This window comes from Klebsiella sp. Q11, from assembly GCF_964241505.1.
In the GTDB taxonomy this organism is placed as follows: Bacteria; Pseudomonadota; Gammaproteobacteria; order Enterobacterales; family Enterobacteriaceae; genus Klebsiella; species Klebsiella michiganensis.
The window spans coordinates 50,026-71,470 of record NZ_CAXSXW010000017.1 but is presented as its reverse complement, the minus strand read 5'-3'; the positions used below and the strand labels follow the sequence as shown (position 1 = coordinate 71,470).

Here is a 21,445-nt window from a genome sequence, read left to right as displayed (position 1 = left end):
CGTTTTATCTCCGGAGAAAACGGGGCGTAGCCGCCCCGGGGTGGATCAGAAGTGCATATTGGCGGTGAGCACGAAGGTTCGCGGTTCGCCCGGGTGATAACGGTAGCCGCTCTTGTTAATCGAGGCGACATAGTCGGTATCAAACAGGTTGTAGACGTTCAGCTGCAGGTCGAGATTACGGTTAATGCGATAGCCGACTTTGGCATCGGCCACCCAGTAGCCTTCGGTATAGGAAGGCGTGCCGACCGCACCGTCGCTGCCGCGATGCATGCTGCCGACGTATCGCGCGCCGGCGCCGACGGCGATCGCATCGGTGGCCTGATACTGGCTCCAGAGGGTGAACGCGTGCTCTGGCGTATACGGCAGCGCGCTGGTGCCATCCTGGGCGGTATTCGCGCCTTCACGAACGCTGGCGTGCTGTTGGGTATAGCCGCCAATAACCTGCCAGTCGGGCGTGATATTACCGGCCAGAGAGATCTCATAGCCTTCAACGCGCTTCTTACCGTACTGCGAATAGCTGCCGTCGTCGTTCTGCTCGACTTCGTTTTCAATATCGGTGCGGAAGAGGGCGGCGGTCAGCAGCAGGCGCTTATCCATCAGCTCCCACTTGGTGCCGACTTCGCTGGTTTTGGCCTTCTGCGGTTTAAAGTCGGTTCGGTTGGCGCTGCTGCCGGTGCCGCTTTGCGCGAGGGTGAAGTTGCTCCCTCCCGGCGGCTGCTGGGAGACAGCGTAGTTGACGTAGAGGTTGCCGTTATCGGTCAGGTGGTACAGCGCGCCGGCCTTCCAGTTAACCAGGTTACCGCTGGTTGAGGTATCGACGGTGGTGACGGGGGTATTTTTCGCAACTCCGGTCGGGCAGGCGATGGCGCCGCGTCCGGTACCGCCGCACAGGCTGGCGCTATCGTATTTGGTCTGGTAGTTATCCAGACGGATCCCGCCGTTAAGTTCGACGTCCTGGGTTATCTGCAGCGTATCGAAAGCATAGACGCCGACGGTATCCGTCTGTCCGTTAGCGTTGGCGCCGCTGCGGTTCAGGCCGCCGATGGAGATATCGCTGTTCGGATGATAAATATTCACCGCCGGAGGCGTGAGCGGATATACTCCGTAGTTGGTCTGGGTTTCGCGGGTAAATTCCACACCGGTGCTGACGTCATGACCGATGGCCCCGGTATAGAACGTCGACGTCAGGTTAGTCTGGTTGGTCAGGATCTTGTTGCTAATGTCTTTGGTATTCGCCAGGCGCGACCAGGTCCAGGTGCCGACATCGTTGGGGTTTGGCTGAGTGATGTTTGACGCGCCGCCCATCACCGCAGTCATCAGGTAATCCTGCTTCACGCGAGACCAGCGGGTGGTGTTGCGAATCGTCGTCGTGTCGCTCAGGTCGTGCTCGAAGCGCATCGTCACGGTATCGGTTGTGGAATCATCGTAGTCGGAGTCGGTGCCGTAGAAGTTGCTGGTGGCGACCTTGCCGGAGTGATTCAGCGCCGAGGTGCTGGCTCCAGGGGCGGAATAGCCCGGCAGACCGATGGTGGGAATGCCGCCGTCGGGCGTGTTGTGCTGGGTTACGTGCAGATAGTTAAGATACAGGCGGTTGTCGGTGCCGAGGCCAAATGCGGCCGATGGCGCGACGCCGTAACGCTCGTTTTTCACCTTGTCCCGGCCCGCATCGTGGGTTTTCTCGCCCATCAGATTCAGACGCACCGCGCTGGTTTCGCCAATGGCCTCGTTAATATCCAGGGTGCCGCGTCGGAACCAGGCGCTGCCCGCGCTGGCGGAGGCGTCGATGCCGGAATCGAGGCGCGGCTGTTTGCTGATCATATTGATTGAACCGGTCGGCGCGCTGCGTCCGTAGTCGGAGCCTGAAGGTCCCTTGATGACTTCGATCTGCTCGGTATTAAAAGTATCGCGGCTGACGCTGCCGATATCGCGGATGCCGTCGACGTAAATGCTGTTGGAAGTGTCCGCCCCGCGCATGTAAATCGCGTCGCCGGTCGTCGAGTTGCCGTTTTCGCCGGCAAAGAAAGCGCCGACGCCGGGAACGTTTTTCAGCGCGTCGGTGAGGTTAGTGACGCCCTGGTCCTTCATCACCTGCTCAGAGACCACGCTAACCGTCCGCGTCGTGTCGGCGATCGGGCGTGAAAATTTAGGATCGGCGGAGCGGGTCGGCGCGTACAGCGATGGCGTCTGCGCTTCGACCACCAGCGTTTCGCCGCTATTTTTTTCAGTGCTATCCGCGGCAAGCAGCTGGCCGGTCGGGGAAAGACTCAGGCATAAGCCGGTGAAGAGAGTGAGCGAGTGAAAACTGCTGAACGGCAAATTGTTATTTTTTTCCATATCAATAAGTGACTTATAATTTTAATTAGGCCATAACGACCGCAGACGAAGCGTTGCTTCGCCCCGACCACTGCAGGTGATTTTTTACAAAAGCAATGAGTTTGATAATGATTGTGATAATCATTATCAAACAACAGGCGAATTTCTATCACTCATTTATAAAAAAATAAATACATTTATTTACATTGGCTGCATTTTTTCTACATAAAGGCGCGCCGGGCAGGCGAGGTTGTTGCGCGAAAATGGCATTCAGCTACCCGGCCTGGAAAACGGCGCTAGTACAGGCCGGGTGGGAGGGTTAGCGGGCGTCCGGACGAACGAGGTCAAAGCGCAGGCTTTCATCAATGCCATAATAGGCGCTGGGGCCTCCGGCGCGCAGAATCGGCTGGGCTTTGGCGGTCTGGTAAATTCCGTCTTCCAGCAGCGATTCATCGATATGCACCGCCACCACTTCGCCCAGCACCAGCCAGGTGTCAACCGCTCGTCCTTCTGCGGTTGTTAACTGGATGCATTGTGAAAGGCGACACTCGAAGTTTACCGGGCTTTCGGCGACCCGCGGCGCGCTGACGATGCGGCTGGGAGCGGCAGTCAGCCCGGCGCGGATGAATTCATCTTCATTATGGGGAAGGGTGGCGGAGGTTTCGTTCATCGCGACCGCCAGAGGCCGGGTGGCCAGATTCCAGACGAACTCTTTAGTCTCAGCGATATTCTGTACGCTATCTTTCCAGCCGCTGCTGGCAAAACCAATAATCGGCGGCCGATAGTTAAAGCAGTTGAAAAAACTGTACGGCGCGAGGTTACGCTGGCCGCTGTTATCAAGGGAGGCTATCCAGCCGATGGGGCGCGGCCCGATAATGGCGTTAAGCGGGTCGTGCGGCAGACCGTGTCCGTGCGAAGGTTGGTAGAAATACATACGACACCCGTGACAAAAAAAGAGATAACCAGACTCACTTATTTACCGCGCCGCCGTCAACGGGTATCTTACGCGGCTGTTCAAAGGAGATTGCCATGAAAGCCCAGAAACCGGGGTTACACCCGCGTAACCGTCACCAACAACGCTACGACCTGCCCGCGCTGTGCCAGGCCCACCCTAAGCTCCAGGGCTTTATCACCCTTAACCCGGTGGGTGAGCAGACCATCGACTTTGCCAATCCGCTGGCGGTGAAGGCGCTGAATAAAGCGCTGCTGGCGCACTTCTACGCGGTGAAACACTGGGATATTCCCGACGGCTTTCTCTGCCCGCCGGTGCCGGGCAGGGCGGACTACATCCATCATCTCGCCGATCTGCTGGCGCTGGATAGCGGGACGATCCCGGCCAACGCCAGCATTCTCGATATTGGCGTTGGCGCAAACTGCATCTATCCGCTCATTGGCGTGCACGAGTACGGCTGGCGTTTTACCGGCAGCGAAGTGAACGCCGACGCGTTCGCCAGCGCCCAGGCTATCGTCAACGGCAATCCCGGCCTTACTCGCCAGATCCGCCTGCGTCGTCAAAAAGACGCCAAAGCGATTCTGACCGGCATTATTCATAAAAATGAGACCTACGACGCGACCCTGTGCAACCCGCCGTTCCATGATTCCGCCGCCAGCGCGCAGGCGGGCGGTGAGCGTAAACGTCGCAACCTGGGACTGGGCGAGGAGAGCGTGCTGAACTTTGGCGGCCAGCAGCAGGAGCTGTGGTGCGAAGGGGGCGAGGTTGCGTTTATTACGCAGATGATTGCGGAGAGCCAGCAGTTTGGCCGTCAGGTGAAGTGGTTTACCTCCCTGGTTTCTCGCGGCGACAATTTGCCGCCGCTCTACCGTGCGCTGACCGACGTCGGCGCGGTGAAAGTAGTGAAAAAAGAGATGGCCCAGGGAAATAAGCAGAGCCGCTTTATCGCCTGGACCTTTATGGACGAAGCCAAACGTCGCCGCGCTTTATAACGTGGGCTCGGCGGGTGCCGGCGGTCCCGCCGGTGCCGGCATCGGCAGAACCTGGTAAGTTTGTACCGGCGCCCGCACGCCCGCGAGGTCAAAATGCCTTTTCACCTGAGTGTCGAGGGCGAACCTTACCGTCCACTGCTTCAACGGCAGGGTGGTAAAGGTGACGCGCAGGGTGAAGGCAGTATTGCTTAAGCCCACCAATCCTGCGAAAGAGGGCTCGCCAATGATCAGCCCGCGAATCTCTTCCTGCGCCATCACTTCCGCGACCGCGTCTTTCAGCGCCTGGTTGGCCTTATCCAGATCCTCCTGTCGATCAACGTCATAGTTGGCCACCACCGAGCCGATCCCGCGCACGAAGTTGGCGAAGGTGGTTATCGAAGACCACGGAATAATGTGATAAGCGCCAGTATCCTGGCGTACGCCGACGGAGCGAATCGACATGCGTTCTACCGTCCCGGTTAACGGCCCGATGGTCACCAGATCGCCGGTATTCATGCCGTTCTCAAACTGGATGAAAATCCCGGTAATAATATCTTTAACCAGGGTTTGCGCGCCGAACGAAATCGCAAGGCCCAGCGCGCCGGCGCCGGCCAGCAGCGGGGCAATGTTCACGCCCACTTCCGAAAGCAGGATCATGATAGTAATGGTGCTAATGACCACTGCCAGCGCGTTGCGAAACAGCGTCAGCAGCGTTCGGGCGCGGGCGCTGGGCAGCGGGCGGCCGTGAATATCCGATGCCAGCCGGTTCTCAATCAGGCTGGCGAGCAGCGTCCAGCCAATTGCCGAGAAGAAGAGGATCAGCGCGATACGAATCAGCACATCGACCGCTTTTTGCCCGCTGCCGTTATGCATCCACTGCCAAAAATCGAACAGCCCCCACGCGCTGAGCAGCAGCATGATCGCCACGCAGACCGTCAGGATACGCGCGGCTTTCAGCGACGCGGAGATCCAGCCGTTCAGCCGTTTTTGCAGTTCGGGGTAGTTGCGCTGGGTTTCCGGCGACAGGGTGATGGTTTTCGCAATCCAGCGCGACAGAATACCGGAGACCAGCGCGGCAGCGCCGATGATGGCCAGGCTGCGCAGCGTCGCGCCCATCATAAATTTCAGGCTGTTGCCGGGGTCGAACAGGGAGAAGAAAAACAGCACGATAAAATAGGCGCAGGCCAGCCAGTGCCAGATCAGCGCAAAGGCGCGGATAAACAGGCTAAAGAAGGCCAGCGAGCGGTCGGCGAGATGGATAAGCCCTTGGGTAATCAATTTCTTATTGTGAAATATCAGGTACAGCGCCCACAGCGTAATGCACAGCATAATCACCACGTTGGCCAGCGCTCCGAACTGTACGTTGACCTGGTTGGAGATAATCGGCACCGCGACGATGAGCCCGTAGCCAATCAGGCTGCTCAGCGCGCTGAGACGCAGGTTCCAGTATTTCGCCGCTTCATCGCTGAGGTTGAACGGGCGTAGCTCCGGGATGCGGGGGCAAAAAATAAGCCGCAGAATGGCCTTGAAAAATTCAATCAGCGCGAAGGCGTTGAGAAACAGGCTTTGTTGAAAGGCGATGGTGGGATTGTTACCGTTCAGGCGGTCGCTTAAAAGCTGGCCCACGAAGAGCGTGAGCGCCAGCAGAAGCAGGTCAAAAATAAACGCGCCGGCGATCGTTGCAGGTAGCTGAAGCCAGTTGCTGCGGTCGCGGTTTTTATGCCGTCCCCAGTGGCCCATTTTGCGATACAGCGGCAGGGCCGCCAGGCGTACCAGCCACCAGAACGCAAAGACCAGGCCCGCCAGCAGCAGGAAATGCCAGGCGGCGTTGGTGAAAGTCTGAGAATTAAACGCTTTGTGCGGAGAGCCGGTGATGTTGCGCCACAGCTGGGAGAAGCGCGAAGAGAGCTGCTCTCCGTATTCGCGGCTGATGTGGGTTACGTTCTCCAGCACCGTGGTCTCGTCTTTTATTTCCGGCGGCGTCAGCTTCGGCGTACTGTCCGGCGGCGGCGTGGCGGCGGCTTTCCGCAGCTGCTCGATAAGCTCCTGACGGGCGTCGGCGTTTTCAAGCACGTCGGCCAGCGCGCCGTAGGCCGCTTTCTTCTGCGCCAGATCGGGTTCACTACTGCTGGACGGGTCCGCTGTGGTTGCCGGAACGCCTGGCAGCGTCGCGGCCCATAGCGGAGCGGTGAAGAGTAGGGCAAGCAGTAACAAAATCCGCGGCACAGGCACCTCCATTGCATCTCAAACCAATAAGTATAGAAGATGAGATCCGCAGAGCGAGGTTGGGATGATTCTGGAAAGCGGCTCTCCCGCGAAGGGAGAGCCGGGGGATGTATTTTACCAGCTGTATCGGACGTTGAGGCTGCCGTTAAGGTCGTCGTAATGATTGCTGCCTTTCTGACCCGTCACCATTCCTGTTACGCTCCACTGATTATTGAGATTCACCTCAATTCCCGCTTTGAGTTCGGCGCGATTTGCCGGTAAATCCATCTGAACGTCAGCATGATTAAATGCAACGGAGATATCATCATTGGTATGCAACCAGTTGACTTCAGCAAAGGGTTGAATGACAGAGGTGCGATTTTTATATAGCTTGCCATCCACGCGCAGACCGAGGCGGGAGGCCCAGCTGCTGCTGCTTTGCCCATCAATTCGCGTTCTTCCTTTGTCGATAACGGTATCAGCAGAATAATTCTGCCAGATGATTTGCGCCTGTGGCGTCAGGCTAATCTGATGTCCCTCTTTCAGAGGGATGTCGTATCGATATCCCGCTTCCAGCGAGGCCGTATGGGTGTGGGAATCATAGTCCGTTGAGCCAATATCCCCGTTTTTCACTGTGTTACTATACATCCCGTACTGGTACCAGCTGTCAATGTATAGCCCTCGGTGCGTTTGGGAATCGGCAAACCAGGTCGAGTAAATGCCTACGTTGTACCCGGAAACGTTGCCGCTGGCTGACAGTTGACTGCCATCCATACCTCGATTACCGGTACTGTCAGTATCGGCATTGATATAGCTGCCCATAATGCCTGTGACCAGGCTTTGTTCACCGTTATCCCAGGCGAGTATGTCCCCGCCTATCTGGATTTGAGAGTAGTTGTTGTTAATATCAACGTTGCCGCTAACGGCCTGGGAATCGGCACGTCCAGCTTTAAACCGCATCCACATATTGCCATTAGCGGTACGAAGCTGACTGCCTTCGCGATCGTAAAGCGTTTGCATTTGCAAATTGCGCACCATCCACTGATTACCAAGATATGCCCCTATATCAGCGCGATATTGATGCGAACCTGATGGGGTGGTATCGCTATGGTTACCCTCATCGGGTTTCACCGGGTCGATATTGCCGTTGTTGCCGTCATCAGGCTTAACCGGGTCGACGCTGCCGTTGTTGCCTTCATCAGGCTTAACCGGGTCGACGTTGCCGTTATTGCCGTCATCAGGCTTAACCGGGTCGACGTTGCCGTTGTTGCCGTCATCAGGTTTAGGATCTACAGGTGTGTTTGATTGCGAGCGTAGATACCAGTCTCCGGTATCCTTGTACAAACGGTATTCATACAAGCCAATTTGGACCTGATTTCCCTGGGTGAAGACACCGTTTGAATTTCCTGAAATATCAATTAATTCAATGCCTTTATTCGTCAATTCACCCTTGCCATCCACGTTAGTGATATACACGGTAGAATTACCGTTTGAATCACCGGAGATCGTCAGTTTATCGGTTAACGAGTTATCGCCACCTAACCGGGTGTTGAAAAAGAGGTTGCCGTTATTACCGGTATAGTCGCCATTGATGATCAGGTTGTTGCCAACCTCTCCGCTTTTGCTCATGGCAAGATTGCCGCTATTAAAGACGTTACCATTAACAATGCCGCTACCGCCGAAACGAGCTGCTGATGCGATGTTAATTTTTTGCTTACTTCCAGCGGAGCCAATTATTCCACTGTTTTCCAGCCATAAGGTGCCCTCTTTAACGTGAGTATCACCGCTGTAGGTATTGGCCGCGGAGAGAATCAACGTACCGTCGCCCAGTTTAGTCAGTGATTTCCCATCCCAGCCGCTGCTATTGGTTGAAGCCAGCGTATTTGTGACATCATCGAGATGATTATTTACTGTAAATTCGCCGTTCGCTGCACTTAGCGTAAAGGTTCCGTGCGCATCGGTTGCGGCATTGTGTTTATCTGCATACCAGGAAAGTGCAGTGACTAACTCATATTGCGCTTTGTTATCAGGATTAATTCGTCCATCTATGGTTAAAAAGTCGGTTTCTTTCGCATCTATTCCGGCAACGGTGAAATTATTGAAGTCTCCGTTGATTTCATTTTCTGCGCTAATAAGCGTAAATGTGTACGGCGTGGTTATTAATGAATTATTAATATTACCGATGCCACTAATATTCAACGCCCCATTAAGGCTGCTGTAGCTTGTGACAATAACCGGTTCACCAACGCTGCGATCCAATTGTATGTTGAGTACGCTGCTGTCGGTGAGCATTAATTTCGCTGCATAAAGAGAACCTGAAGCAGTATTGAGATTAATGATGCCAGCGTTGGTAAGATTGCCGATAGCGGAATCACCGCGAACATTCCAGAGGCTGGTTTTGTCCAGGTCGACCGTGACATTGCTGTTTCCGGCCTGAACGGCACCGCTCAGGGTACTGTCATTTTCGGCACGGAATATAACGTTATTCCAGTTGTTATCATTAACCGTCAGCAGATTTGCAGCACTGACGTTTTGCAGATTATCAACGGTAATATCTGCGGCACCTGCATTGACATAAAATGCACTCCCGTCCTTTGCTGTGGCGGTAACGCTGCCGCCGGTGATATTTAGCGAATTGACCTCATCGTCGTAATAAGCATATGACGAATCCAGATAATAGGCCGCGCTATCGCCAGTTATCTGGCTATTGGTTAATGATGCCGATGCCGAATTCCAGCTTTTGTCCAGTAATACACCAGATGCTCTATTACTGAACACATTTAGATCATCACCCGAAAGTGTTCCTTTGTCACTGATTCTGAGTCCATGGGCATATTTTCCCTGAGTTTCTATCGATATCTGCTTCAATTCAACATCTGAATGGTAAACATCGATTCCGTTAGCATTATTTCCAATGGTTTTAATGCTTCCGCCCGTTACCGTAATATGACTGCCTTCCCGGGAGTATATTCCGGCAGCAATAGAACCTGAGGTTAATATGTCGACATCATTAAGTAATATTTTGGCAAAATATGCATAGGTTGCATGAGCCTCGTTACCTGAGGTTTCCAGGTGAGAATTATTTAGGGTGGTTTGGCTTGTATTGTCAGCTTCTAATCCATAAGCAAATTCACCGTGAGTCAGTACGTTAATATTATCCAGATGGACATTCGCGTTATCCAACGCAATTCCATAGCCACGATCGCCAGACGTGGTCACTTTACTGTTTACTAAGTGAATATCACCACTGTTGGTAAACAGTCCCAAAGCGTTATCACCTTTAGTTGATATATTGACATTGCTGAGTTGCAAAAGAATATTGCTGCTGTTTCTGACTCCATCAGAGTAGTTTCCGCTAGTCTGTATGCTGCTATCACTCATGCTGATATTTCCACGTGAGAATAATCCATAAGACCACTCACCCGAGGTAGATATTGTGACGCTGTTCAGGTTGATTTGGCTATCCACATACCCAGAATAGATACCATTAGCATAATCACCTGTTGTTGTAATACTGCCACCTGTAGTATTGATAGAGCCATTGAAGCTTGCTGACAAGCCGTCAGAATTGTTACCCGAGGTTAAAATCGTCACGTCTTTCAGCGTAACTACGCTGTTGTTATAGGATGTCACTCCATGTGAATATATTCCTGCAGTGGCTACGCTACCGCCTGTCATTGTAACATGAGCGCCTTTGTTGGCTGATAGCGCAGTACTCCAGTCACCTGCCGATGAAACAGATACGTTATCGAGGTCAATGATGCTTTCTGATGAAGATGCAAGGACGCTGGTTGCTGAATATCCTTCAGTGATGATACTGCCGTCCGTCAGCGCAATTTTTCCACCATCATAGGCAATCAGACCGCCAGCCCGGTCCCCTGCTGTCGTAATCGTGACATCATTGAGGGTGGCTATGCTGTTAACATCAGAAGTAGATACTGCAAACGAATTTTCACCTTGGGTAGCGATTGAACCGCCGCTGAGGGATATCTGGGCTCCTGAAACTGCGGTCACCGCCGATGAGCTATTGCCCGCGGTGAGTATTGACCAACCCTGATTATCAAGCGTTAGGCTACTATTGGCTCCGTCAATGTATATGCCATTAGTTTGCGAACCTGAGGTCCTGATCGTGACTACACCCTCGTCACTGATAACAATTTCCTCATTACCCCAACCCCATGCTGAGATTGCAGTTGTTCCTCTGCTATTGGGGTCGTGGTTGCTGGAAAGATAGGTTCCGCTTAATTTATATTCACCAGAATTATAAGTTGTAAAAGTGCGGTCTTCCGCCAGGGCGACGCCAGACACGCATAAAAATGATGCCGCCAGAACGTTGATTCGGGTATGGCTGAGAAGGCGTCCATTACTGCTGGCAAATTCCGGCGCGACGACAAACATATTACGTGTAGCGCTCCAGACGATATTAAAGCTTCGGTTCATAGTTCATCATTCCCTAATAAACGGTGCGGCTAAGAAAAGCTGTTTAGCTATAGAAGCATGATATTTTTACTTTTTATTGTGAAATGATTTTGTTTTTGATGCTCATCACAAAAAGAATATGAATGCTTTTACGTCATGCTGAACTGAAGAGGGGGGAGTCGGTGGAGAATGCAGGAGTGAAAAGTTTATAAAGGGATAATTATTGGCGAAGAGCAGACTTCATATATCCACGGTGTAAATAATAGCTATTCAATGACTCTTGATGTGGATGAGTTTAATAACTCCGGGTTATTATGTTTAATAAGAATAATATCAATTGATCCCTTGCACGTTTATCTTTCTTAACAGGAGAGGAGACTTTCTCAACGCAGTGATTCTGGAAAGCGGCTCTCCCGCGAAGGGAGAGCCGGGGGGCATCAGGCTACGTGCTGCAAAAACTCGCGCAGGCGCGGGCTGGGCGGGTTATTCACCAGCATCTGCGGATCGCCATCTTCCGCAATGCGCCCTTTATCGATAAAGATCAGGCGCGACGCCACTTTTTCGGCGAAGCCGATTTCGTGGGTAACGATAACCATGGTCATGCCTTCTTCGGCCAGATCCTGCATAACTTTCAGTACTTCATGACGCAGTTCAGGGTCAAGCGCGGAAGTCGGCTCATCAAACAGCATCATTTTGGGTTTAACCGCCAGCGCCCGGGCAATGGCCACGCGCTGCTGCTGTCCGCCTGAAAGCTCAGAAGGATAGTGGTGCGCACGTTCCGCGAGGCCCACTTTCTCCAGCAGGTCTTTCGCCAGTTTTTCCGCCGCCGCTTTATTGGTACCGCGAACGCGCAGCGGGCCGAACATCACGTTTTCCAGGGCCGTCAGGTGCGGGAACAGATAAAACTGCTGGAACACCATCCCGGCTTCCTGACGAATCAGCCGCTCGTCAACCTTCGGGTCGTTGACCTTCAGACCGTCGACGATCAGATCGCCGCTGGTAATCTCTTCAAGTTTGTTAATACAGCGCAGCAGGGTCGATTTACCGGAACCGGACGGCCCGATAATCACCACGACTTCGCCCTGGTTGATCTTCAGATCGATATCATGCAGCACCTTGGTTGGGCCAAAATGCTTGGAAACGTTTTTAAATTCAATCACAGGATTTTCATCCTTCTTTCAAGACGACGCAGAACAAAGCTCAGCACCAGGGTGATGATCAGGTAGATAACCGCAACGGCGCTCCAGATCTCCAGCGCGCGGAAGTTACCGGCAATAATTTCCTGACCCTGACGGGTCAGTTCGGCCACGCCGATGACGATAAACAGCGAGGTATCTTTGATGCTGATAATCCACTGGTTGCCCAGCGGCGGCAGCATACGGCGCAGCGCCAGCGGCAGGATCACGTAGCGGATAGTTTCGCGACGAGAAAGGCCCAGCGCGAGGCCGGCTTCCCGGAAGCCTTTATGGATCGACAGCACCGCGCCGCGGGTGATTTCCGCAATATAGGCGCCGGAGTTGATCATAATAGTCACCACCGCCGCCGAGAACGGGTCGATGCGTAAATCGCTAAACGCCATCGGCAGGGCGAAGTAGATGAACATGACCTGCACCACAATTGGGGTGCCGCGGATGATTTCGATAAAGACCAGCGCGATGTGGTTGGCAATCCAGCCGCCGAAACAGCGGGCGAAACCGGCCACCAGACCGATTATCAGACCGCCGACCAGGCCGAGGACCGAAATCCACAGCGTCATTTTGGCGCCTTCCAGTAAAATTGGGATGGCGGGCCAGATGGCACTCCAGTCAAACTGCATAATGTGTTCCTGTTACCGTGTCGAAAACAGAGGAAAACCCCCTGAGAAAACTATTCAGGCCTGCTGACGGGTAGCCCGGAGAGCTCCAGGTCTACCAGACCACAGCAGGCCTGGAAGAGAGTATCGCTAATTATTATTTGGGTTCAGTACCGAACCATTTTTTATAAATTTCGTTGTAAGTGCCGTTCTCACGCAGCGTTTTCAGCGCGCCGTTCACTTTTTCACGCAGCTCGTCGCTGCCTTTCGGGAAGGCGATACCGTAGTTTTGCGCTTCCAGCGAGTCGCCTACCGCTTTGAACTTGCCGTTACCCGCAGTTTTGATGAAGTAAAGGATGTTTGGCGTATCGTGCAGAACCGCATCAGCGCGACCGGTACCCAGTTCCATATAGGCGTTATCGATGTTCGGGAACTGGCGCAGATCTTTGGTTTTGATATTGGCTTTCGCGTAATCAACGGAGCCGGTGCCGCCCTTCACGGCAACCACTTTACCGTTCAGATCTTTGACATCTTTAATATCGTTATTATTCGCGTTAACCATGACCAGCAGGCCGCTTTTGTAGTAGCCGTCAGAGAAGTCGATCGCTTTTTTACGTTCGTCGGTGATGGTGATCCCCGCCAGCGCGAGATCGATGTTTTTGGTCTGCAGCGCCGGAATGATACCGCTGAAGTCCATTGGCTTCAGGGTGTAGTCAAGCTTCAGCTCTTTCGCAATGGCAGCCCACAGGTCAACGTCGAAACCGACATACTTATCGCCCTGTTTAAATTCGAACGGTACAAACGCCGTGTCGGTCGCGACAACCAGTGTTTTATCAGCGGCGTGAGAAGAAACCGCAAAAGCCAGGGTCAGTGCAGCCAGTGAAACTTTAAATACAGACTTCATAGCATTTCCTTTTATATCCACGGGACGATCCCCTGCGAGAACGAGTTGCCTTATGAAAAAATCATGCCACTTTTACAACCTGTTGTTTTATAACAAGCAGGAAGGCGCCTGTTGCACAATTTTGATAACGGATAACGTTAAATGCACCGATATGGGGCGCCGTTTTGGTGCGTCATAAAGGCATCGCATAACAAGAGCATTTTTAACGCAAACCCTGATGTTAAAACAATCTCGGCGTAACGATTGTGTGAGGTGATTATTACAATTGATTTACTTTTGCGCGTATTTTGTACATTCTCATGCACTGTAGTGGTGCGCTGCGGGGAAGTGGAAAGAAAAAAGCCGCCAGCGTGGCTGACGGCAGTTGGCCTTACTCGATATTGGCTTCGATGAACCACAGGAATTTATCCAGGTCGCGGGAAGCGGCGGTAAAGATATCAGCGGTATCTTCATCTTTGGCTTCATCGATGGCTTTACGCACATCGTTGGCGACGATCGCATAGCGGTCGGCCAGCTCTTTCAGATGGTCCTGGACGCTATGGATATCCAGCGGGTAGCTTTTCAGCGGGCTTTTGCTGTTGATGACCTGAGTCGTACCCAGCGCTACGCCACCAAGCTGTACGGCACGTTCTGCCATCGTATCAAGGTGGTCGACGAGCGCAGTGCGGAAGCCGTCCAGCATCTCATGAACGGCAATAAAGTTTGCACCGCGCATATTCCAGTGAGCCTGTTTGGTAATCAAAGACAGGTCAATGAACTGGATCACCTGGCGATTCAGCAGCTCAACGGTCGCTTTCTTCGCGCTATCAGCGACGTCGTTACGGGTATAGAGCAGATTCGTTGCTTTAGTTTTAACCAGTTTTGCGGTACTCATAGTGTCATATCCTCTTGATATTTGTACTCGTCATACTTCAAATTCGAATTATTCGGAGCGTCTCATCCCAATAACTTGCGGAATTAAGTATAGCAACGGATTTGAGCTTTGCAGCGGCGGTAGTCTCTATCGGTCTGATAGCGCAGGGCTGTTAGTCAGGAAAAATAGTCTATAAATTAAGGAGATGATTGATTTTCTCGTCAATCAGCTCCTTTTCGCTAGCTGATGTCGACCTTTTGTATCTTCGTTTCCCGACGCATCGTCAGCGTGGATCCCATCGAGGCAAGAATAATCGCCCCCAGCGCCAGCGTTTGGGTCGCGGTTAGCGTTTCGCCAAGAAACACCATTCCGGAAAGCGCGGCGAGAGCCGGCTCCATGCTCATCAGGGTGCCAAAGGTCTTGCTGGGCATGCGGGTCAAGGCAACCATTTCCAGAGAGTAGGGCAGCGCGGTCGATAAAATGGCGATCCCCAGTCCCGGCAGCAGCAGCCCCCACTGAAAGAGCGTATCGCTGGCCTGGATCATCCCCATCGGGACGAAGACCACCGCAGCGATCAGCGACCCCATAGCGACCGTTGCGGGGCCATGCTCTTCGCCGGCGCGCTGGCCGGTCAGAATGTAGACCGCCCAGCAGGCGCCAGCGCCGAGGGCCAGCAGCGCGCCAATGGGATCGATCTGCGCCACGCTTTGCCCCAGCGGCAGCAGAAACCAGAGCCCGAGCACCGCCAGCGCCACCCAGACGAAATCGAGAGGGCGACGGGAGCCAAAGAGCGCCACCGCCAGGGGGCCGGTAAATTCCAGCGCGACGGCGACGCCTAGCGGAATGCGTTGAATCGATAAATAGAACAGGTAGTTCATCGCACCGAGCGACAGGCCGTAGAAGAGCAGCGGCAGGCGCTGCTCCGGGGCAAAGCGCAGGCGCCAGGGTTTGAAGATAACCACCAGGATGAAGGTGCCGAGCGCGAGGCGCAGGGCGGTAACGCCTGGCGCACCCACCAGCGGGAAGAGTGACTTGGCCAGCGAGGCGCCACTCTGGATCGAAATCATGGCAATTAAAATAACCAGTATCGGCAACCATGCCGGTACTTTGCGGGACGAGCCGGGCATCCTTTCTCCTGTCAATTTTGTCAAATGCGGTAAAGGTTCCAGTGTAAATGAATTACCCCGCGCCGGTTGAGCTAATGTTGAAAAAAAGGGGTGTAAAAGCAGTACAATAGCGCTGGGTTGAAGATAATTTCACCAGAAGATTAGGAATAATCTGGATACACGTCTGGCGCTTTATGAGCCTTAATAGGAGTATATTTGTAAAAAAGGTTTGTTTTCCAGTTTGTTATAGAAACGTAGAAACCTTTAGTTACATGAAAAAGTACGTTAGACAATGTAAAGTGAAAAGAGTTTCCCAAAAGTTTTTGTTATATTTAATGCTTAGGACTTATTAGAAACACATTTGAGGTGGTTATGAATAAAATTGCACGTTTTTCAGCACTGGCCGTTGTTCTGGCTGCATCCGTAGGTACCACTGCTTTCGCTGCGACTTCTACCGTTACCGGTGGCTACGCGCAGAGCGACATGCAGGGTGAAGCGAACAAAGCAGGCGGTTTCAACCTGAAGTACCGCTACGAGCAAGACAACAACCCGCTGGGTGTTATCGGTTCTTTCACCTACACCGAAAAAGATCGTTCTGAGTCTGGCGTTTACAAAAAAGGTCAGTACTACGGCATCACCGCAGGTCCGGCTTACCGTCTGAATGACTGGGCGAGCATCTACGGCGTAGTGGGTGTTGGTTACGGTAAATTCCAGGACAACAGCTACCCGAACAAATCTGACATGAGCGACTACGGTTTCTCTTACGGTGCTGGTCTGCAGTTCAACCCGATCGAAAACGTTGCTCTGGACTTCTCCTACGAGCAGTCTCGCATTCGTAACGTTGACGTTGGCACCTGGATTGCTGGCGTAGGTTACCGCTTCTAATCACTCCGGTGATATAAAAAATCCGCCTCAAGGGGCGGATTTTTTTTGCCTGCGGTTCACGCGACTCTGTTAATTGACGGTAAACGCGTCGGTACCCAGATGGGTATAGTCCACTTTCTTTAGCTGGAAGTTAGTGATGTAGATGGGGCCGGCCTTCTGTTCCGAGATAAAACGATAGCGCGGGACAATCTCCTGAGCGCTGATGCCGGTCCACTGTGAAAAGAAGCTGAGGAAGTCGTTGGCGGACCGCCGCGCTTTAATGACCTTATGCGCTTTATCATCGCTGGAGATCACCATAAAGGGGACCTGGAAATTCTGCTGGTACTTATCGTCGTGCGCCAGATACTGCACCTCTTTCCCGCGCTCTTTAAAAGCCAGACCGTGATCGGAAAAATAGGTCATCGAGAAGGTTTCGCCCGAGTTTTGTAGCTGAGTATAAAGATCGCTCAGCAGCGTATCGGTTTGCGTCATGGTGTAGAGATAGCAGGAGGTCTCTTTCGACTGAACAAAAACCGCGTATTTCCCTTTGGTGCGGTCGCAGGCCTGCGGATGCGAACCCATCAAATGCAGGACAATCAGCTGCGGCTGGGTGCGACGGGTGGCAAGCACCTGCGCGGTCAACTTTAATAGCTGCTCATCCTGAGTGTTTTTATTGGCCTCGAAATCGCCGTTCTTGAGGAACTGAACTTCGTCCGCGCGTTTGGCGATGCTGGCAATTGCCGTATCGTATTCGCCAATTTGCCCCTGATTCGAGAACCACCAGGTCTGAAAACCGGCGCGGTTGGCGAGGGTGACAAAGTTATCCTGAAACTGCGGTTTATCATCGACCACCCGGTTGAGGGTTAAACCGAGCGATTTCTGCGTTGAACCGCTGGCGGCAACGTAGTCATTGAACAGATAGCCTTTTACCGAGCTGGCGAACGGGGTGTTGTCCCAGTGGCCGCCAAAGGCGCCGAGCGCATCGCGACGCGCGCTCTCGCCGATCACCACCACATACAGATGATATTTGGGCTTTACCGCCAGCACGTGCCAGCTGTCTTTCATATTCGCCAGCTGCGCCATTCGCGCCTGCTCATCCAGCACTTCATTATTATTCACCACCACGTCTTTAACGAAGCGTACGGCGGGGTAGCCGGTGTCGATAACCTTAAAGACGCCGCCCCAGGCGAGGTTTTGCACCGGCTGGAGAAAGAAAATAGCGGTGCAGAACAGCAGCCCCAGCGTCTCCATTTTCCCCCATCGCGCCGACGCGTCCGGCTTGCGCCGTACGGCAATCACGCCGAGCGCAAAGATAAACACGGCCAGCAGATAGTTGTACCACGGGAAAATGGTCAGGATCTCGGTGGACTCTTCGATGTTTGTGGCATGCAGCGCCAGCAGCGTGTTGAAATTGGGCGCGCCGTAGGCCTGGCCGAAAGGATAGTACATGGCCGCCAGCAGCGAATAGGCGCCGATCGCCACTTTTTGCGCGCGCGGAAAGCTGCGCCACAGCAGATGCAGCACGCAGGTAAAAGCAACGGTATAGAGCAGGCTAAAGTCGTAGCCCAGCGCCAGGTTAATAAACAGCGATTGTAAAAAGTAGAATCCTGTCCATGGGTTCAGTACCAGTCCGCGGGCGACCAGCGTTTCTTTCAGCGTGACATTCATAGTAAACAATCAAAAAAGAGCCATGTGCGTCCCCTGGCATCAAGGGGTAAAACCTGCTGGACAGTGCGTGAAGAGGGTCTCTGCGAGCCGCAGTAGTGGCAGGGCTGACAAAAGATAGGGCTTGCAAATGTTAAGGTCAACTATCCATAACGGATTGTTTTGGGAGAAAGCTTACAAAACTTGAAAAAAGTTGCTGAAGCGCTGAGTAATCAGCCAGTGTGGCAGGGAAATATGACAAAAAAATGAAGCGGCGTACCGCGACGCCGCATTAGTTGTTGGGTTTATCCTGCTGGGGCTTGCCGTTGATCAGATCGCACAGCATACCGACAAGCATTAACCGTACTTTAAAAGGAGAATGGGTAAACACGTTTAAACACCTCTTGAATTCATTCATCTCGACCTCCTGTAACTTCGTCCTTCACTCCTTGAAGGATGTGTGTATTACATACAGATATAGCACAGGCTATATTTTATAGCTATGGCTAAAACGTTAATTTTTTGTTCTCTGTGCGCGATCCATTACAATAGGGATCCTTTTATATGATGCTTGATGCGTCACAGGAATGAGGAAGCACAATGAACCGTCGCGCAGGTAAGCCAATAACAAAAAAAGTGACGCAGCTAGTGAATGTCGAAGAACACGTTGAGGGGTTTCGTCAGGTGCGCGAGGCGCATCGTCGGGAGCTGATTGATGACTACGTGGAGCTGATCTCCGATCTGATTATGGAAGTGGGGGAAGCCCGTCAGGTGGACATGGCCGCGCGTCTTGGGGTGTCGCAGCCAACGGTTGCGAAAATGTTAAAACGACTGGCCAGCGTCGGGCTGATCGAACAGATCCCATGGCGGGGGATCTTTTTAACCCCGGAAGGTGAGAAGCTGGCGCATGAAAGCCGCGAACGCCACCAGATCGTCGAAAACTTTTTACTGGTGATCGGCGTTAGCCCGGAAATTGCGCGTCGCGACGCCGAAGGCATGGAGCACCACGTCAGCGAAGAGACGCTGGCGATGTTTAAACAGTTTACCCTCAAGCAGGGGTCACCGGGAGAATGAACCTCGTCTTTGTTCAGTCGCTAATCCGCGACCGTTTTTTGCATCTGCTGCTGATCGTCGGCGTTGTTTTAAGCTTTTTTGTTCCGTTTGCCCCTGCAGGCTGGCTACACGCCATTGACTGGCATACGATTATCACCCTTAGCGGGCTGATGCTACTGACCAAAGGTATTGAACTGAGCGGCTATTTTGACGTAATAGGTCGCAAAATGGCGCGCCGCTTTGTGACCGAGCGCCAGCTGGCCATCTTTATGGTGCTGGCGGCCGCGCTGCTATCCACCTTCTTAACCAACGACGTGGCGCTGTTCATCGTCGTGCCGCTCACGCTGACTCTGAAAAAATGGTGCGCCATCCCGACAAGCCGTCTCATCATTTTTGAAGCGCTGGCGGTGAACGCCGGGTCGTTGTTAACGCCCATCGGTAACCCGCAAAACATTCTTCTCTGGGGGCGCTCGGGCCTCTCCTTTCCGGCCTTTATCGGCCAGATGCTGCCGCTGGCGGCAGCGATGATGCTCACCCTGCTGGCGCTGTGCTGGTTCTGTTTCCCCGCGAAGCGTCTCGACTATCAGAGTAGCGACAGGGCGCCCTCCTGGCGGCCAAAGCTGGTCTGGAGCTGCCTGGCGTTCTATGGGGTCTTTTTGACCGCCTTAGAGCTGAAGCAGGAGCTGTGGGGACTGGCGCTGATCGCGCTGGGTTTTTTGCTGCTGGCGCGGGCGGTCATTATCCACGTCGACTGGACGCTGCTGCTGGTCTTCATGGCGATGTTTATTGACGTTCACCTGTTGACCCAGCTACCGGCTCTCCAGCATGCGCTTAACGGCGTCGGCCAGCTCTCGGCAGGCGGATTGTGGCTGACGTCGATTGGCCTGTCGCAGTTTATCAGCAACGTCCCGGCGACCATTTTGCTGCTCAATTACGTTCCACCATCGGTGCTGCTGGCCTGGGCGGTAAACGTCGGCGGGTTCGGCCTGCTGCCGGGCTCTCTGGCAAACCTGATTGCGCTGCGCATGGCTGGCGATCGCCGTATCTGGTGGCGTTTCCATATCTACTCTCTGCCCATGCTGCTGTGGGCCGCGCTGGTGGGGTACGGATTGCTGCAGCTCTGATTTTCAGAGAATTGGGCAAGAAACGGACAGAAACGCCACATTCGCGCTCTCCTTTTCCGGGGTATAACTTTATTCACGATGGTGAATCACCCTGATTGAAGGAGAGTCCTATGCGTTATCAAAAACTGGGCCATACCGGCCTTTTTGTCTCTGAGCTGTGCCTCGGCACCATGACCTTCGGCGGCGAAGGCGGCCTGTGGGGGAAAGTGGGGCAGCTGCGCCAGGCGGAGGCAGAGCAGCTGGTGGGCAGCGCGCTGGATGCGGGCATCAACTTCATCGACACCGCTGACGTCTATTCAGAAGGGCGCTCGGAAGAGATTACCGGCCAGGCGCTGAAGAATCTGAAAGTGCCGCGTGAAAACGTCGTCGTGGCGACCAAAGTGTTTGGCGAAACCGGCACCGCAGGCGTGAACTCGCGCGGCAGTTCGCGCTATCACATCATCGGCAGCGTGAAGGAGAGCCTGCGTCGCCTGCAGCTCGATCATATCGATCTCTATCAACTCCATGGCTTCGATCCGGCGACCCCGATCGAAGAGACGCTGTATGCGCTGGATAACCTGGTGCAGCACGGGCACGTCCGCTATATCGGCGTGTCGAACTGGGCGGCATGGCAGATAGTCAAAGCGCTGGGCATTTCCGAACGTCTGGGGCTGGCGCGTTTTGCCTCGTTGCAGGCTTACTACACCCTTGCCGGACGGGATCTGGAGCGCGAGCTGGTGCCGATGATGCAGAGCGAAGGCCTGGGCCTGATGGTCTGGAGCCCGCTGGCGGGAGGGCTGCTCAGCGGTAAGTACGATCGCGATGGGCACTCGGCGAGCGGCGGCCGCCGTCAGGAGTTTGATTTCCCGCCGGTGAACAAAGCGCGGGCTTTTGACTGCATTGATGTGATGCGCGAGATTGCCGATGCGAAGGGCGTTTCGGTGGCGCAAATCGCGCTGGCCTGGCTGCTGCATCAGCCGGCGGTAAGCAGCGTGATTATTGGCGCAAAGCGCGCTGAGCAGCTCGCCGATAACCTTGCGGCGACCAGCATTGCCCTGAATGATGATGAACTGGCGCGGCTTGACGCGGTCAGCGCGCTGCCGCGAGAGTATCCGGGCTGGATGCTCGAGCGCCAGGGCGAATACCGCCGCGACCAGCTCGCCCAGCAGTAACTTCCTCTCTTGCAGCCGGATCGTCTGTTTCGCGATCCGGTTTTTTTATCCGTTGCGCTCACAAAACGCGATCCTGGACTTTGCCTGACGGGAG

Annotated in this window: 16 protein-coding genes; 5 read left to right on the top strand and 11 right to left on the bottom strand. The window is 53.7% G+C overall.

Annotated elements, in window-relative coordinates:
- Nucleotides 1-45 precede the first annotated feature (45 nt).
- Together ACESQ2_RS23520 and ACESQ2_RS23515 are read right to left on the bottom strand one after the other, a co-directional pair.
- Nucleotides 46-2,334: a catecholate siderophore receptor Fiu gene (locus ACESQ2_RS23520; protein WP_373171409.1), complete on the bottom strand. Its 2,289-nt coding sequence runs from the start codon at nucleotides 2,332-2,334 to the stop codon at nucleotides 46-48.
- 298 nt (nucleotides 2,335-2,632) lie between these two features.
- Nucleotides 2,633-3,247 carry a flavin reductase family protein gene (locus tag ACESQ2_RS23515; protein WP_014228513.1) on the bottom strand — a complete coding sequence of 205 codons (615 nt, stop codon included), beginning with the start codon at nucleotides 3,245-3,247 and terminating at the stop codon, nucleotides 2,633-2,635.
- A gap of 95 nt (nucleotides 3,248-3,342) precedes the next feature.
- On the opposite strand from ACESQ2_RS23515, the gene rlmF reads away from it, so the two are divergent.
- Complete coding sequence (gene rlmF / locus ACESQ2_RS23510) at nucleotides 3,343-4,257, top strand: 23S rRNA (adenine(1618)-N(6))-methyltransferase RlmF (protein WP_373171407.1); 915 nt, start codon at nucleotides 3,343-3,345, stop codon at nucleotides 4,255-4,257.
- Here the strand turns inward: rlmF and ybiO are convergent.
- From ybiO to rhtA, 7 genes are all read right to left on the bottom strand, one after another.
- The gene (ybiO, locus tag ACESQ2_RS23505; protein ID WP_154904452.1) at nucleotides 4,252-6,462 is read right to left on the bottom strand and encodes a mechanosensitive channel protein; all 2,211 of its coding nucleotides are present in this window, start codon (nucleotides 6,460-6,462) and stop codon (nucleotides 4,252-4,254) included. The two genes, rlmF and ybiO, sit on opposite strands and share 6 nt — an antisense overlap.
- A 114-nt stretch (nucleotides 6,463-6,576) precedes the next feature.
- The gene (locus tag ACESQ2_RS23500; RefSeq protein ID WP_373171405.1) at nucleotides 6,577-10,881 is read right to left on the bottom strand and encodes an autotransporter outer membrane beta-barrel domain-containing protein; all 4,305 of its coding nucleotides are present in this window, start codon (nucleotides 10,879-10,881) and stop codon (nucleotides 6,577-6,579) included.
- A 416-nt stretch (nucleotides 10,882-11,297) separates the two neighbouring features.
- Nucleotides 11,298-12,020, bottom strand: a complete 723-nt coding sequence (gene glnQ / locus ACESQ2_RS23495) for a glutamine ABC transporter ATP-binding protein GlnQ (protein ID WP_122117512.1) — start codon at nucleotides 12,018-12,020, stop codon at nucleotides 11,298-11,300.
- On the bottom strand, nucleotides 12,017-12,676 hold the full coding sequence (gene glnP / locus ACESQ2_RS23490) for a glutamine ABC transporter permease GlnP (RefSeq protein WP_004100490.1): 660 nt from the start codon (nucleotides 12,674-12,676) through the stop codon (nucleotides 12,017-12,019). Before glnP ends, glnQ begins: the two co-directional genes overlap by 4 nt.
- Before the next feature lie 133 nt (nucleotides 12,677-12,809).
- Nucleotides 12,810-13,556 carry a glutamine ABC transporter substrate-binding protein GlnH gene (gene glnH, locus ACESQ2_RS23485; RefSeq protein ID WP_004849110.1) on the bottom strand — a complete coding sequence of 249 codons (747 nt, stop codon included), beginning with the start codon at nucleotides 13,554-13,556 and terminating at the stop codon, nucleotides 12,810-12,812.
- A gap of 370 nt (nucleotides 13,557-13,926) precedes the next feature.
- The gene (gene dps / locus ACESQ2_RS23480; RefSeq protein ID WP_004130751.1) at nucleotides 13,927-14,430 is read right to left on the bottom strand and encodes a DNA starvation/stationary phase protection protein Dps; all 504 of its coding nucleotides are present in this window, start codon (nucleotides 14,428-14,430) and stop codon (nucleotides 13,927-13,929) included.
- Nucleotides 14,431-14,648: 218 nt separating this feature from the next.
- Nucleotides 14,649-15,536, bottom strand: a complete 888-nt coding sequence (rhtA, locus tag ACESQ2_RS23475; RefSeq protein WP_004100495.1) for a threonine/homoserine exporter RhtA — start codon at nucleotides 15,534-15,536, stop codon at nucleotides 14,649-14,651.
- 351 nt (nucleotides 15,537-15,887) lie between these two features.
- Between rhtA and ompX the strand changes: the two genes are divergently transcribed.
- The gene (gene ompX / locus ACESQ2_RS23470) at nucleotides 15,888-16,400 is read left to right on the top strand and encodes an outer membrane protein OmpX (RefSeq protein ID WP_004130755.1); all 513 of its coding nucleotides are present in this window, start codon (nucleotides 15,888-15,890) and stop codon (nucleotides 16,398-16,400) included.
- Nucleotides 16,401-16,469: 69 nt separating this feature from the next.
- On the opposite strand, the gene ACESQ2_RS23465 is transcribed toward ompX, so the two are convergent.
- Together ACESQ2_RS23465 and mntS are read right to left on the bottom strand one after the other, a co-directional pair.
- A complete protein-coding gene (locus ACESQ2_RS23465) occupies nucleotides 16,470-18,047 on the bottom strand; it encodes a phosphoethanolamine transferase (protein ID WP_014837876.1) in 1,578 nt (525 codons plus the stop codon).
- Nucleotides 18,048-18,315: 268 nt separating this feature from the next.
- Nucleotides 18,316-18,441 carry a manganase accumulation protein MntS gene (gene mntS, locus ACESQ2_RS23460; RefSeq protein ID WP_004100500.1) on the bottom strand — a complete coding sequence of 42 codons (126 nt, stop codon included), beginning with the start codon at nucleotides 18,439-18,441 and terminating at the stop codon, nucleotides 18,316-18,318.
- A 182-nt stretch (nucleotides 18,442-18,623) separates the two neighbouring features.
- Between mntS and mntR the strand changes: the two genes are divergently transcribed.
- The 3 genes from mntR to ACESQ2_RS23445 all read left to right on the top strand — a co-directional run bounded on the left by mntR (nucleotide 18,624) and on the right by ACESQ2_RS23445 (nucleotide 21,351).
- On the top strand, nucleotides 18,624-19,097 hold the full coding sequence (gene mntR / locus ACESQ2_RS23455) for a manganese-binding transcriptional regulator MntR (RefSeq protein WP_014228517.1): 474 nt from the start codon (nucleotides 18,624-18,626) through the stop codon (nucleotides 19,095-19,097).
- The gene (locus tag ACESQ2_RS23450) at nucleotides 19,094-20,200 is read left to right on the top strand and encodes an anion transporter (RefSeq protein ID WP_014837877.1); all 1,107 of its coding nucleotides are present in this window, start codon (nucleotides 19,094-19,096) and stop codon (nucleotides 20,198-20,200) included. Before mntR ends, ACESQ2_RS23450 begins: the two co-directional genes overlap by 4 nt.
- Nucleotides 20,201-20,310: 110 nt before the next feature.
- On the top strand, nucleotides 20,311-21,351 hold the full coding sequence (locus ACESQ2_RS23445) for an aldo/keto reductase (protein ID WP_025108092.1): 1,041 nt from the start codon (nucleotides 20,311-20,313) through the stop codon (nucleotides 21,349-21,351).
- Nucleotides 21,352-21,445: the final 94 nt, after the last annotated feature.

Excerpts from the sequence above, each read along its gene's own strand:
- ACESQ2_RS23520 (WP_373171409.1), bottom strand. The coding sequence starts at position 2,334 with ATGGAAAAAAATAACAATTTGCCGTTCAGCAGTTTTCACTCGCTCACT.
- ACESQ2_RS23515 (WP_014228513.1), bottom strand. The coding sequence starts at position 3,247 with ATGTATTTCTACCAACCTTCGCACGGACACGGTCTGCCGCACGACCCG.
- rlmF (WP_373171407.1), top strand. The coding sequence starts at position 3,343 with ATGAAAGCCCAGAAACCGGGGTTACACCCGCGTAACCGTCACCAACAA.
- ACESQ2_RS23500 (WP_373171405.1), bottom strand. The coding sequence starts at position 10,881 with ATGAACCGAAGCTTTAATATCGTCTGGAGCGCTACACGTAATATGTTT.
- glnP (WP_004100490.1), bottom strand. The coding sequence starts at position 12,676 with ATGCAGTTTGACTGGAGTGCCATCTGGCCCGCCATCCCAATTTTACTG.
- glnH (WP_004849110.1), bottom strand. The coding sequence starts at position 13,556 with ATGAAGTCTGTATTTAAAGTTTCACTGGCTGCACTGACCCTGGCTTTT.
- dps (WP_004130751.1), bottom strand. The coding sequence starts at position 14,430 with ATGAGTACCGCAAAACTGGTTAAAACTAAAGCAACGAATCTGCTCTAT.
- rhtA (WP_004100495.1), bottom strand. The coding sequence starts at position 15,536 with ATGCCCGGCTCGTCCCGCAAAGTACCGGCATGGTTGCCGATACTGGTT.
- ompX (WP_004130755.1), top strand. The coding sequence starts at position 15,888 with ATGAATAAAATTGCACGTTTTTCAGCACTGGCCGTTGTTCTGGCTGCA.
- ACESQ2_RS23465 (WP_014837876.1), bottom strand. The coding sequence starts at position 18,047 with ATGAATGTCACGCTGAAAGAAACGCTGGTCGCCCGCGGACTGGTACTG.
- mntS (WP_004100500.1), bottom strand. The coding sequence starts at position 18,441 with ATGAATGAATTCAAGAGGTGTTTAAACGTGTTTACCCATTCTCCTTTT.
- mntR (WP_014228517.1), top strand. The coding sequence starts at position 18,624 with ATGAACCGTCGCGCAGGTAAGCCAATAACAAAAAAAGTGACGCAGCTA.
- ACESQ2_RS23450 (WP_014837877.1), top strand. The coding sequence starts at position 19,094 with ATGAACCTCGTCTTTGTTCAGTCGCTAATCCGCGACCGTTTTTTGCAT.
- ACESQ2_RS23445 (WP_025108092.1), top strand. The coding sequence starts at position 20,311 with ATGCGTTATCAAAAACTGGGCCATACCGGCCTTTTTGTCTCTGAGCTG.